Annotated in this window: 7 protein-coding genes and 1 pseudogene; 5 read left to right on the forward strand and 3 right to left on the reverse strand. The window is 56.8% G+C overall.

From position 1 onward, the window contains the following. The first annotated feature begins 210 nt into the window (after nucleotides 1–210). Together ACNJYD_RS08290 and ACNJYD_RS08295 are read left to right on the forward strand one after the other, a co-directional pair. Nucleotides 211–1,692, forward strand: coding sequence for a pentapeptide repeat-containing protein (locus ACNJYD_RS08290; protein ID WP_439365925.1), 1,482 nt, complete (start codon nucleotides 211–213; stop codon nucleotides 1,690–1,692). A gap of 202 nt (nucleotides 1,693–1,894) precedes the next feature. Then, nucleotides 1,895–2,776: a pantoate--beta-alanine ligase gene (locus ACNJYD_RS08295; RefSeq protein ID WP_439365926.1), complete on the forward strand. Its 882-nt coding sequence runs from the start codon at nucleotides 1,895–1,897 to the stop codon at nucleotides 2,774–2,776. Nucleotides 2,777–3,488: 712 nt separating this feature from the next. Here ACNJYD_RS08295 and ACNJYD_RS08300 read toward each other — a convergent pair. After that, nucleotides 3,489–4,289 carry a glycoside hydrolase family 12 protein gene (locus tag ACNJYD_RS08300; protein ID WP_439365927.1) on the reverse strand — a complete coding sequence of 267 codons (801 nt, stop codon included), beginning with the start codon at nucleotides 4,287–4,289 and terminating at the stop codon, nucleotides 3,489–3,491. A 470-nt stretch (nucleotides 4,290–4,759) separates the two neighbouring features. Further along, a pseudogene (locus ACNJYD_RS08305) lies at nucleotides 4,760–4,937 on the reverse strand (IS5/IS1182 family transposase); the annotation flags it as partial. Nucleotides 4,938–5,307: 370 nt separating this feature from the next. On the opposite strand from ACNJYD_RS08305, the gene ACNJYD_RS08310 reads away from it, so the two are divergent. Beyond that, entirely contained in the window at nucleotides 5,308–6,549 is a 1,242-nt protein-coding gene (locus ACNJYD_RS08310; RefSeq protein ID WP_439365928.1) for a cytochrome P450, read from the forward strand. Nucleotides 6,550–8,387: 1,838 nt separating this feature from the next. On the opposite strand, the gene ACNJYD_RS08315 is transcribed toward ACNJYD_RS08310, so the two are convergent. Further along, on the reverse strand, nucleotides 8,388–9,734 hold the full coding sequence (locus ACNJYD_RS08315; protein ID WP_439365929.1) for an MFS transporter: 1,347 nt from the start codon (nucleotides 9,732–9,734) through the stop codon (nucleotides 8,388–8,390). A gap of 1,325 nt (nucleotides 9,735–11,059) precedes the next feature. Here ACNJYD_RS08315 and ACNJYD_RS08320 point away from each other — a divergent pair. Together ACNJYD_RS08320 and ACNJYD_RS08325 are read left to right on the forward strand one after the other, a co-directional pair. Continuing rightward, nucleotides 11,060–11,647, forward strand: a complete 588-nt coding sequence (locus ACNJYD_RS08320) for a hypothetical protein (protein ID WP_439365930.1) — start codon at nucleotides 11,060–11,062, stop codon at nucleotides 11,645–11,647. A gap of 846 nt (nucleotides 11,648–12,493) precedes the next feature. Further along, nucleotides 12,494–12,802, forward strand: a complete 309-nt coding sequence (locus ACNJYD_RS08325; protein WP_439365931.1) for a hypothetical protein — start codon at nucleotides 12,494–12,496, stop codon at nucleotides 12,800–12,802. The last annotated feature ends 269 nt before the right edge of the window (nucleotides 12,803–13,071 follow it).

Consider the following 13,071-nt stretch of genomic DNA (forward strand, 5'->3'; position numbering starts at 1 on the left):
CCGAGTAGCAGTGGGGACGCATGACGAGAATTCGGCTGACGTGTTCAAGCGTCGGCTGCGAAGGACACCGACGCAACAGGAGCCTCATCGACGCATCGTGGCGCCAATTCGCAGACGAGTTCACCACAAAGCGCATAGCTTGGGTGCAGGCCCAGCACAAAGAGGTCAATAACAGGACCTCCGAAATCCGGGCAATACGGAACCCTCGGCATGTCGCATAGGATCGGCGCTGATACCGAGTGCACCGTGAATGAAGGGGCAGAGCACTGCTCAGATCCGAAGAACAAGCTTTCATCAGATGGCGAGTTCGTTCGATACTGGAGCCGAGCTGCCGATCGGCTGCGCGCAGTGGCTGCTGTCGGCAGGCGAACCGAGGAGGCGATCAAAAGGACCGGGATTGGCTTGCAGCTATCCTCCGAGAACTTTAGCGATCACGACCTCTCAGATTTTCCAATGCGACGCTGTACTCTCAATCGTGCGCAGCTCTACGGGGCAAAGTTGGATCGTGCAGATCTTTCTGAGGCGAACCTTATCTGCCCGGGGCTGGAGCGGGCAAGTTTCCTCGGGGCCAAGCTTGATTTTGCCTATATGCACGCGGTGGCAGCGCAAGTCTGCAACTTCGATGACGCCAGTCTGCGCAATGTAATTGATGCAACCGGCAGTCTGTTTCATGGATGCAGCATGAAAAGAACACGCTTTGACAACGCGATGCTCAGCGGTCTCCTCCTTTATCAGTGCGACGCGAGTAATGCTGCATTTGATGGCGCGGAGCTGCAGGGTTCAACTATCAATGAATGCTTCCTTCCTTCCGCTTCTTTTCGCTCTGCAAAGCTGAGCCAAGTCACGATCACGAAGGCGCATCTGGCGGATTGCTCGTTCTTCCAGTCAAAGGGAGAATGTTTATCGATCGTGCGTCCCACCTCCATCGATGGCCTTCTCTTGGAAGGTGCTCATCTTCCGTATCTGAGACTCTCAAAGGTGAGCGGGCGGATTCGGGCGAGAGCCCTGAGCGCCCCATTCGCTGATCTTCACCTGTCAAATCTCGCGAGCGCGGAGCTGGAACATGCGGACCTCACCGAGGCGCGGCTTCTGTCCGTAGGCTTGTCCGACGCGAATCTCCGCGGTGCTGTGCTCAATGGTGCATCTATTCATTCCTGTCAGCTAGATGGGGCGGACCTATCTCAGGCATCGGGCGAAAGCATTTCGATAACAGAGAGCACAATGCGAGCCGCCAAACTCACCGGTTTTCGCGGCCGCTGCGCCTTCGTACGCGACTGCGATCTCGAACATGCGGACTTGTCCCAGGCTTACCTCTACCGGTCGATGATCACTGGTGATCCGCCGCCATCAATGGCATTGAACCATGCAAATCTCGAGGGGGCCAATCTGGTTCAGGCATATGTCGCCGCGGGTATGACCGATAGCAACCTGGAGGCAACACGCGTCGCATACGTTCGCATGAACCAATCGTCCCTACGCAATGCGAACCTGAGTGGGATATCGCCGTTCCAGGCCAGCTTCGTGAAGGTCGACTTTTCAGGTGCTAAGATAACCACTTTCGAGCCACCGTTTTTTGCTGACCGTTGCCGGGGACTGCAGGTGGCTCTGGAGAGGGGGCAGCGGAGCGAGTCATCAAACTATCTGGCTGAATTCTCATCGTTGATCAGACGTGGCCGAGAAGGGTCAACCTGACTCGTTTGAGAACCGCAAGAATAGAGGGAGCCAACGTGCCAGTGCGCTTAGAACAGTTTGCGGTGGTTCGAGCTGTAAGCGGGCGTTAAAGCTCTTTGGAGCTCGTCTGCCTGCGCGGCCTCACGCGGGATGCCCCGGCCGCGCATCTTCCGAGATCCAAGCGCTCCACTCTTTTGGCGTTCAAGAAAACTGGAGTAACAAAATGCATCTGGCAGGTCTTTCCGCAGGCAAGGCGTTCATCCGGGAGGTCGCAAGAACAGGTCAGACCATTGGCACGGTACACACTCTCGGCGCCCTGCATCTTGGGCATGCAGAACTGATCAGAAGAGCGGCCGTGGAGAATGATGTCGCTATTGTCACAGTGTACCCGAACAAGATCCAGCTTAGACCAGGTGGGAGCTACGATTTCAATTTGGACGATGATATTGGACTCGCCCTACGTTCGGGAGCGACTGCCGTGATTTCCTCGAACGACACTGAAATGTTTCCGCCTGGCTATCGAACCTTTGTATCGCAAGGTGACTATCATTTGCGTTTAGATGGGCCTGAGGCATGCTTGAAGGAAGCCGTAACCGGTGCAGTCCGCTGGATCTGCTATGCGCGGCCAACTCGCAGCTACTTCGGCCTGAAAGATATCGGTCAGGCGATCCTGGTGAAGCGCGCCGTCGCAGACCTCCTTCTCGATTGCGAGATAAGGTTTGTGCCGACCGTGAGATACAAGAACGGAGTGCCGATTTCGTCGCGCTTGAGGCGATTTAGCCGTTCCGAGCTTGATGAGCTGTCGTGCCTCTTCACGGCCCTCAACCATTTAAGGGAAGAGATCGTCCGAGGGGAGTCGAGCGTCAAGGACCTGGTAGCGTCGGCTACATCCCAGATAAAGTTTCGACGGTTTAAATTCGATTTTCTTCGGATTGTCGGCGCCGACAGCTTCGAAGATCTAGAGCAGGTCAAGCTCCCTTTCATAATTATTGGGGCGGCAACGGCTCATGGCCTGAGGGTATTCGACAATATCTACGTTCCAGATCAGGATACACTCCAAAACGGTGCTCCGGATCTGTGGATCGATCTGCCTGAGCGGTCCTAGGCAGGCCGTTATTTGATAGCATGATCTTCATAAAACGAGTGCGCTAGCTTGGCATTGAAGCAACATGTCGAACAGAATCTGAGCTGATCGTCGGCAGTGAAGCGGCAAAGCGACCACCATCTGCCGGGGGATGAGCGATCGGCCATCGGGTGTGGGGTCTGTGAGCAGACGTGAGCTCCTAAGCGTGCCTATTCTGACCTTCCATATGATCGAAGCGGTCGCCAAGCGCCTTGGAGGCGCCAGAAACAGCTTTTTGAAGCCTTCCAATAGCGGCCTCAATCGCGCTGCAGGGTGGAGAAGTCAAAATTGCGAGTCTGGTCGATCTGATTGCGGTCTTCTGTATTTTTGAACTGGCGGGCTTCTCGTATGACAATGTTTAATCGTTCCTCCCCGAATGTTGTACCGCAAAACAGTGTGACAGATCGAAATCAGGCTTTTTGATTTTGGGTAAAAGGCCGAACCGGCGACTGCTTCTCGACGAATCACGCTCTCGCACTATGTCGTCAAGATCGTGCGACTCGGAGGATACTTGGCAGAAGCCAACGATCCGCCTTCAGCAAATACCGTGATCTGGCGCGGACTATCGCGACTGACCGACATCGAACAGGGAGCCGCAATCGCGGTAAGCTTTACGAGTAATTGGAAGCAAGCGGAGTCCGTCAGTCACCGTGGCTCAATGGCAGACTGCAGCTGAGCCTCATCCCGTGGATATTCATTTCGAGGTGACCGTCCAGTTATTGAAATTGAAGTTCATTCCTCCTGGTGACGACGTAATCTCGGCGCCGTATTGGACGCTTCCAACCCTTATGTCGCCAAAGTAGCCCTTCGACTTGATCCACTCTAGGATACTCTTGATGTCCACCGTGCCGCTGTTGGTCTTCGATGTGCGAAGCAGCGAGATGACTTTGTGACCATTGAAGCCTTCAAACACGTTCCAGGTTGATCCACCTACGTTGACATTGCTGTAGATCGGGATCGCGGCCCCGGAGGGGGCGTAATGATAGGAAATTGGCTTAACGTTGCCGCCACCTTCCGGAGTTCCGGTGTAGTTTGTCCAGAGCATGATCTCGTGCTCGTTTGAGCTGTCCCAAATATCATAAGCAGTGTCCCAAGCGCCGCCATTAGGCACTTGCTGATCGAAGCTCGAGGTCAAACTCTTTATGGAGCTGAGCGGCCTTTCGATGTTGAAAGTCTCGTGCGGATAGCTCTTGATGCCAGGAGTGTTAGGCTGGTTCGACCACACGTCCCACTGGTTTGCGGCGTTCACTGAAATCGTCTGAGGCCCAGCGCCCGGCCCCCATACGTCGTTGTTCCAAGAGTAGATGCCGAGTGAAAAGCTCCCGTATGGAGCGCTAGATTTCCAAATCGGAGCTTTCGCCAATCCTGGGGCGGCAGCAGATGATGTTTTGACTTCATTCACGGCCTGCATAAATGGGTCACGATGTTCCTGTGTTTGGAGGTTTTCCGTGGGGGACCCGGGCGAGCCGGCACAACGTATCCGATTGGTCTCCAAAAGTGTCTCCTGTTCGTTGTAAAAACAAGTCTCCTGTGTCCCCGCCGAGCACGTGCCCTAGCTTCGTGGGCGGTTCAACCCGAGGTGGGCATCGATACTCAGAGACTAAGCTGGGATGCTAGGAAGGTTGGCTTTCAAGAAGCTGACGAGCTCGGGGCGAATAATTGGGCTCGATCACGGTTTTCCGTCTCAGATGCGGGCCGTCGGGCCTGAGACGGAGAGACCGTTCCATTAGATGAGCGGCCTCGTTCGAACATAGTCAAAGCGAACGTCAAGCTGGGAGTGGGACCTCTCATTTCATTTGCCCGAGTTCTCAAAATTGGTTGTTGTAAAGTCATGCCTCAGTATCGATCGTGCCCTCATGGTCTCGCTGAATCGCTTCTCCTTATGGAGGTTGCGCTCAGAATTTGGCTCCGGTCTATCCTCACCTTTGTCGCTGCCATTCTGCTGCCGGAGCTTTTGATCGAGACCAGGCTCAATCAACGTACCGCCCACCGAGAAATGATCGCTCGATAGCGGACGCTTGACCTTCGGTTGGGCTCCAAGGGCGTGCAGGAACTTGGCTGCAATCTCGCCTCGAGCAGCAGCTCGCGGGTTTTCGGGAAGGTCGAATGGGTCTCAGTCCGGATCGTCCGCACCAAGCCCAACAACCCGCGAACAGATGGAAGCCGACTGTTGTGGCTTGTCCCGCAGCCGGGAAGAGTTGGGACGATCAAAGAAGCTCGTGGAAGCGGCGAAAGGTAGAAAAAATGGGGCCAGCCTTGTGAGTGTCTGTTCGCTTGACGTTGTCTTCCGCGCACAATCCTTATCCAACCAGTGCTGGCAGCTCTCAGTGTTCCACTGAGTAGACAGTCCGAAAGTCAATGCAATTTTTGCTGCCCGACATGGTAGGGCCAGGCGAGCTGACTGTGAGGTAGTCTGGTCGAGAAGCCCGTCGCAGCCAAGCGCCGCGGCAGCTCGAAGCGATGAGGCGCCCCTAGGCCGTAAGCTCTCGAGAGCAGAATCTGCAGAGATGATCATGACCAGGCGTTTGGAAGATGATAGGGCCGACGATACGTGTGTTATCCCGCTCAGCAAGCTGGATGTAAGTGAGAGCAAGCGTTTTCAGGATGACCGCATATGGGCTTGCTTCGAGCGGTTGCGAAAGGAAGATCCCGTTCACTACTGTCAAAACAGCGCTCATGGTCCATATTGGTCCGTGACGAAATACCGGGACATCGTTGCGGTAGACACTAGCCACAAAGCATTCTCATCAGAGCGAGGTGTCACAATTGTCGACGTGCCTGATGAGCACTGGATGCAGAGTTTGATCAAGATGGGGCCTCCCAAGCACGCCGAGCAGCGCAATACCGTGAGCCCGATCGTCGGACCGGAAAGCCTGACGAAACTCGAAACCTTGATCCGCTCTCGAGTTAGGGCGATTCTCGATGGCTTGCCGCGCAATGAAGCCTTCAATTGGGTAGACTTGGTCTCGATAGAATTGACGACGCAAATGCTCGCCACGCTCTTCGACTTTCCGTTTGAGGATCGGCGACTCCTGACGTATTGGTCAGACGTAGCTGTTACAGCTCCGAAAGCAGGCCATGCGATCGACAGCTGGGACAAGCGAAGCGCCATCTTGTCCGAGTGCCTGGACTATTTCACAGACCTTTGGAACGAGCGCATTAATGGCGAGCCGCGCCTCGACCTGATTTCCCTGATGGCGCATTCGCCCGCCACACGCAATATGGAGCCGAGTGAGTTTCTCGGGAATCTGATTCTGCTGATCGTTGGAGGAAATGATACGACGCGCAACTCGATTACTGGCGGCCTCCTGTTCATGAGCGAGTACCCCTCCGAATTGCGAAAACTAACTGACAGTCCCAAGCTGGTCTCGAGCGCCGTGTCCGAGATCATCCGGTACCAGACGCCAATCGCACATATGCGCCGCACTGCCGTGGTCGACAGCATCGTAGGCGGGAAACAGATCCGGAAAGGCGACAAGGTCGTCATGTGGTACATCTCCGGCAATAGAGACGAAGAGGTCATTGAGAACGCCCACAGTTTCGTAATTGACCGGAAGAATGTGCGGCAGCACCTCTCTTTCGGATTCGGAATCCATCGCTGTCTTGGTCGACATCTTGCGGAACTGCAGTTGAGAGTCCTCTGGGAAGAGATTTTGGGTGCGAGATTGCAGGTCAAGGTCGTCGGCGAACCCGAACGAATTGCATCCAACTTCGTCCACGGCTATTCCGCGCTCCCCGTGCGGATTGAAGCCTAGGCCCTGGTCGCGCCAGTCCGGACCGCCGGTGCGCGGTCGGGGTGGATTGATCTGAACTATCTTGTTCAAGCTGCGCAGATGGTCCGATCGACCGAAACAATTGCTGTCGCCGATACTCATAAACCGGACAGACGTTTGGAGTGCCTGTGAGAAGTGACATCTCAGGCGCGGGTTCTCGACTTCAAAAGCCTGAAATGCCGAAAGGGCCTCAACGGCAACTCCGACGCCGGCTTTTCGGGTTGCCTTGGATAGCCGGAGCCGTTGGGGCCGACGAATTGATACTGAAGATTGTGGCGAATTGCAGCGATTCTCCTTGGCGAAGCGATTTGGTTGTTCCCCGAAGTGATTGCCTCAAGGCACCTTGGGAAGGCCGTCAGTAATTTGGCAATGCCTGCGGCCGACGTGTCTCCTGATATCCTTCGGTGGCCTGTTCGTTATTTTTCGATAAGCGCTGGGCGACATGCATCTGAAGAATATCTGGATCATTGTCCCGAACTAGTGGGAGCTATTCTGGTAGTGGAGCCCAAACTCACCTTTCTGCTCTTTAGAGCCGTGCCGTCAGGCGGTTCGCTGATCAGGGTGACGCTCGGTGTGCTCAGTACGCTTGCTGCTATATTTCTATGAGGGTGATTTAACCGACCTGGGCGATAGTTTGGAAGGCTGCGCAACGTCGAGTCTGCTCAGTTCGGACGGCGAGAATGTTGTTGCTGACGGCCTCCGGCGTCTCGCCATAACCGTGTATTGGTAAGCTCTTAGGTCGAAATCTATTTTCTGATAGCGGGACGCATGTTGCGAGCGCAGGGCCGCCGATCGACATACGCCGGCCATTTCTGCTCGGCCAAAAATTGCCGTCCAGAAGGCCGTTGGAGATGACGTGGCCCAGTTCGCGTGAACAGAGGCACCGCATTGGGGCGGGATTATCTCGCGAGCAGGGCAGATCGGGCCCCGGTCACGTCTCAGCTGATCACTCGGGCACTGATGCGGCTAGTTCAGCAACACGAGGAGCTGGGATGGCAGAGGAACTCAAGGCGAGATTTTCTTTCTTGTGCACCCGGATGAATGCTCTTGATCAGCTAGTCGTCAGCAAGGCGGTCTACCCAGACAGGCTGCGCACTCTCGACTGTTCGGCGGTGATGCCCGGACTTATCCATTCAGTCTATAGATCAGATCAAGAAAATCAATTTTACTGCTTGCAGCGTCGTCATATAGATCGTCGAGAGCGGCTGGGGCTAACCTAGGAAAGCGATGTCTCGAATGAAAAAGTCTGTGTTGGTTACCGCGAGCGCCCTCGCGCTTGCAACGGCGGTGCTGCCTCCTTTTGCTGCAAAAGTTGCCGCGCAGCCGGCGCCGGTAGCCGATACATCATATCCTGAGTGCGTGGATGACCCGTTAAACGGTATCTGCGATCTGTTTTTTTGCTTGACCGATCCCTCGTGCGTCCGACACTGACAACGGCAAACATGTCAAGCAGAGAATGAGGATCGAGCCTCGTGCGGCCGCTGCTCCGACAGCGGTCGCATCCTCATGGCGTACGGTTGCGCTGGCAGATGGTGCAAGCCGCGCCTTCTTGTTCTCTAGACCATCAGAGTGACGGCTCCCTTACAGCCAGTCGGTGACGTCCGCCAATTGCGCAACTGCCGCATCGGCGAAAATTGGGTAAACGGCAACAAATCATTTCAGACGGCGACGCCGCGTTCCGACAGGAACCCTGCTCAATGTAAAGCTGCTCCAATCTTCGGGACAGATTGCTTTCTGTGCTATGGCCCCATAGCCGTCCTCCGCCTGGATGTTTCGCATTTCGGACATCATAGATGTCATCCTTACCTGTTCGGGTATGCTTAGGGCAGCGGTCGTGGCGTTACGGACGTTCGTCTATGGTCGGGCACTAAATTGAGTGGCGCCGTCTCCGGCATCATAAGCATGGCACAGAGCGCGGTCGCGCCCGCGAAAAGCATGTACCAGGCGGGCACGAGTGCACTCCCGGTAAGGTGGATGAGCCAGGTGACGATCGGTTGAGCGGTGCCCCCAAAAATCGCTATTGCAAAAGCGTAAATCGTCGCGAAGGCGCCACCACGAATGTGCCTGGGCAAACCTTCGGCCATGCTCACGTAGAAGGCGCTATACGGAATCGTTCCGATCAGAGTGAGGACGCCGAGACCTCCTAGAAGTGCGAAGGCACTGCGGCTCTCTGCAATCCACAAGAATACCGGATAGGTCATGAGCAATGCAGTGACCTGCGGCCATATCATGACACGTCGACGGCCTGCGCGGTCGGCGAGCAGGCCACCCAACAGTGCTGCGGCAATCCCCACCGTGTTGCTGATGAGCGTAGTGCCAAATGCAAGAGGCGCGGAAACGCGGAGGGTGTTCAACGCGTAGGTGGTCATATATCCTGTAACATAAGTAGTGATCGTGCAGCTGGCCAAGATGATGAATCCCAAGCTCATGATGCGGCCATCGGGAGGCGATCGCCCCACAGGCCGGGTGACCGGAACCGGCGCCTCGGGGCAGTGCAGCGTTTCAGGCAGGGCGCTCCGCAACCAAAGTCCAAACGGCAACGTAGCGGCGCCGAGCAACAGCGCGATCCGCCATCCGTAGGCATTGAGCGCCTCGCTTGTCATGGTGAGCGAGAGTATCTCTCCAACCAACGCTCCGGCCGTCGCAGCTAGCTGTTGGCTCGCGGGCTGAAAAGAGACAGCAAGCCCCCGGGCTTTGATGGGGGCTGCTTCCATCAAGTAGGCCGTCGTCGGACCGACCTCACCTCCGAGAGCAAAGCCTTGCAGCAAACGCGCGACGATCGCTAGTGACGGAGCGGCGAGTCCTATTGTCTCGTACGATGGCGTGATGGCCAATAGCAGGACAGCGGCGCTCATCATGGCAAAGCTGGCGGTCATCGCGGGACGGCGGCCAGCCCGATCCGAATACGAGCCGAGCACGACGGCCCCGATCGGCCTGGTCACAAAACCCGCGCCGAAAGTTCCGAGTGACAGCATGAGGCTGGCGAACTGGTCAGTTGCCGGGAAGAACGCCTGACCGATCTGTATTGCGAAAAAGCTGTAGGTCCCGAAGTCGTAGAATTCGAAAATATTGCCGATGGTTGCGCCCAACACCGCGCGGCGTGTCAAGCGTCCGTCTGCCGGACCGAGGAGGGGATCCGGCCTCTCTCGAGTAAATTGCCTCGCCATTCCTCGACCTAATCTCGAGCGCGATGCCTAGCTCGAACATTTCGACCAGACCCGCAAAGTTGCATTTCACTTGCCCTAGCTCGTCCTCACAGCTATCGCCTGTCCACGTGTAGGCTGAAGCGTGCAACGACGAACCTCATGGTAACGTCTGCAATAAAAATGCCCGCCTTTCGTGGTCCACTTCACCCTTGGTCTGATCGCTAGCCGTGCCGGCAAGACAAATATGAAAACCTGCTGCGGTTGTCGGACGCCGCAGACATTGCGCTGCTGTGGGGAGTTTGCGACAAATTGGAGGACACCGAACACGATTGGCGGTGCCTCGCGCCATTTCAGCCGATTCCAGGTTGCTTTCGCGCCTGAAGCAGTCAGCGTGCCACGCCCTTCGTCGTCAAGGCGCTCGCCGCCGCTCAGCGCGCCTGCGGCGGTCGCTCGCGCTGTGGACAAGATCCACCAGTCATCGGTGCTCCACCTTTGCGTCGCGGCCGGGTCGCCTTATTCAGGCTCGAGCGAATTCTCTTTCCAACACCCTGACACGAGCGCCACCTGCACGACGCAGAGCGTCAATAGAAATCGCGACAAAGTTGGCGGGTCGTATTGCCTGACCTGAGGATGTAACCTTCCGCTTGACCGATGTAGCTCCGGACTGCCGGGCCGAGGTTGCATCATAGGCGCAGATCGGAGGCAAAGGGGACCTCGCGGAATGCCCATCACAGCAGCGGCAGGCGCAGTCCCGGGATCACCCGCACCGCCGCACCTTTAGCCGTATGCGGGATGATCGTCGGCTGCCTTGCGTCTGGGCGACTTCGTTCTTCATCTCATCAAGCGAGCACTTCAGGCCGCGCTACCGGAATCTTACGTAGGTCTCGCTCTCGTCTGTTCTCGCGCTGGCGCGGCTATCCGGCCATTCTGGTTAGCGGCCGCGAGCATAGGCGCGAAGCGCCAGCCAGAACGACAGGTCGCGGGCAGCGGGCGAAATAGACATGTTCGGTGCAAGACTGGGTCTGGCCGCGGTCCGCATCACCTGGACCTCGTAACCGGCTTTATGGCCAAATGAACGCAATGCACGACGCAGACCCGCGCCCCGATTGCGAGGCCAAGCGGAATGAGACTTGGCTCGGTGAGATCGCATCCGACGTGGCAGATGCGGCCGCGGGTTATCTCCTTCTTCGACCTTTGTCAGCTTCCCGAAAGCCAGCATCTTTAGCATCTTGAACTTGGCCTCTCGATGACGCAGCTACCCATCTCTGAATTCGTGACGAACCCAGTTCATCCCTTGGGGGAGATCTTCAAGAGGCCGTTGTTCTCATAACAGGAAGGAGAGCTTTATGGATCCGAACCCGATCGATAATGCCCGTTCACCAGAATCGCCTACGGCGCACGTCTGGACGCAGGAAGATCGTGATTTGTTCAGTCAGATCATGAATGAAGCTGGACCATCATCATCTGCCGCACCTGAGGAAGCGGTAGATGTCTCATTCGCCGTTCCACAGAGGTTTTCACACGGTTCGCAAATCGCCCCCGACGCGATGGTTGAGAGGCTATTCCACCATGGTCTCTTGCCGGACGCGGACCAGCGGACGATGACTTATGAAATCCTAGGTCACCGCTACACGGCCGGTTTGGATGAGTCCAATCGTGTTCGTCTTGTTCTTAACCCTGCGGAGGACCAAGTGGTTGGGGCCGGCCGGGCGGGGGTACCGGACTTCGGAGCGTTCTTCTCGGAGAACCGGCGCTTCGGAACGCCGCTACCACAGCAATGGGCGACACCTGCCCTAATGGACAAGCTGCGCCAAGAAGGTTTCATGCCGACCGCAGAGAACTCCACCACAATCCTACTCAACGGACGGGCCTACAAGGCCGAATTAACCGAAGGAGGGTTCGTTAGGCTTACACGGGAGCCAACCCGGCTGTGAACCGATCGCGCGGGGCTGGAGGGCTGCGATCACTTCGGTTGTCCTTAGCTGGAGAGACCTTCGCCGCCCAATAGTGGATTAATCGCGCCGCCAGTGGGTACGCATCCCCGGGCCCACTGGCAGCCCACGAGATGAACGGTCATCCTGGCCGTTTCGTCTCGTGACGCCGGCCCGTCAATCCCACCCTGCCATATTGCCCCGGTATTGCCTCATCTGAGGATGTTACTTTCGCTTGATCGATGTAGCTCCGACTATCGGCCGGTCCGGGATGGCAGCATGCCGCGCAGGATCGGAAGTTACTGGAGACGCGCGGAATGCTCATTCCACGTGGCCAGCGCCGCAGCCTTAGCCGCCGGGCATAATCGTCCCGGCTGCTTTGCTTCTGAGCGATCCCAACAAGCTTTGCAGGATGGTGTGGTGCAGGCCGAACTGTTCGGAGCGTTGCTTCGGGAGGCGACCGGGAATTGCATGCGCGGTCAGACCGGGCTCGGCCGCAAGCCAGCACTCGATGTCCGCAGGTCCGCGCAAGTTGGGTAGCAAAACCGGTGACCTGGAAGGGGTTACTCGGAAACGGCGTAGGCTCTGGCGATGCGAGCCTAGATAGCCTTGGCGGACGCGCGAGGTATTTTCAAGGAGCTGGCAGCAAAGGTGCGTAGCCGCAACGACTGTCGCAAGTGGCTGCGCGCAGCGGTGGGATCGCGTGAGCGTATTTTCGGTCGGCAGTCCGGCCAATTGGCACTACCAGATCTGGGCGTTTTGCAAGCAGTACCTTCGCCTTAGGATCACGGCAAAGAGCGCATGCACATAGGTGTGCGCAAACAGCTTCGAAACGCGGAAAAGAACGCCATGGCGAACATCAATCTCAGCTCCCAATCGATTGCAGGTGCACGCGCCGGACAGCGAGCCATCACCGCCCTAAAAGTCATCAAATGGAGAGCGCTGGCCCCGAGACGTCGAGGTTTCCAGATGACACGCGGAATGAAGCCGATGGCGCGGATGGTCGCAGCAACAAGGCGCGCGTTCGCCATGTACGATCTCGACCGGTGCTGCGCAATCTGGTGGCTCTATCGTCTCCATTTCGGATTCACCGGCGACGTGATGTTGGGGCTCGCCGCGGTCTCGGTTGCCCAGGAGAGATCCCGCTGCGGAATTTAGAAATCGTGCATCGAGCGCGTCCCAGCTCGGTCGCAATGGCGCGCACAATCGGCCAGAAGCGAGCTCCGTCCGGGCTAAGAGATCGAGCTGTTATTGGTGGAACGAGCTTTTGTTCGGGGGACGGAGTTGCGCTCCCCTTGTCCAAGTTGGGTGATATGCAATCGCAGCAACCCGGGGTATAGCGTGATCTCGACATACCAATCCTCGGCGGCAATTGCGCGCCGAGGACTGGTCATCAGCAAACTTCAGAACGGCATAAAGAATCTGAA

It is taken from the genome of Bradyrhizobium sp. SPXBL-02 (assembly GCF_051853065.1).
Classification (GTDB): domain Bacteria; phylum Pseudomonadota; class Alphaproteobacteria; order Rhizobiales; family Xanthobacteraceae; genus Bradyrhizobium.

What these genes read in the sequence shown, in the direction of transcription:
- ACNJYD_RS08325 (WP_439365931.1), top strand. Translation starts at nt 12,494, where the DNA reads ATGGCGAACATCAATCTCAGCTCCCAATCGATTGCAGGTGCACGCGCC.
- ACNJYD_RS08290 (WP_439365925.1), top strand. Translation starts at nt 211, where the DNA reads ATGTCGCATAGGATCGGCGCTGATACCGAGTGCACCGTGAATGAAGGG.
- ACNJYD_RS08295 (WP_439365926.1), top strand. Translation starts at nt 1,895, where the DNA reads ATGCATCTGGCAGGTCTTTCCGCAGGCAAGGCGTTCATCCGGGAGGTC.
- ACNJYD_RS08315 (WP_439365929.1), bottom strand. Translation starts at nt 9,734, where the DNA reads ATGGCGAGGCAATTTACTCGAGAGAGGCCGGATCCCCTCCTCGGTCCG.
- ACNJYD_RS08320 (WP_439365930.1), top strand. Translation starts at nt 11,060, where the DNA reads ATGGATCCGAACCCGATCGATAATGCCCGTTCACCAGAATCGCCTACG.
- ACNJYD_RS08310 (WP_439365928.1), top strand. Translation starts at nt 5,308, where the DNA reads ATGACCAGGCGTTTGGAAGATGATAGGGCCGACGATACGTGTGTTATC.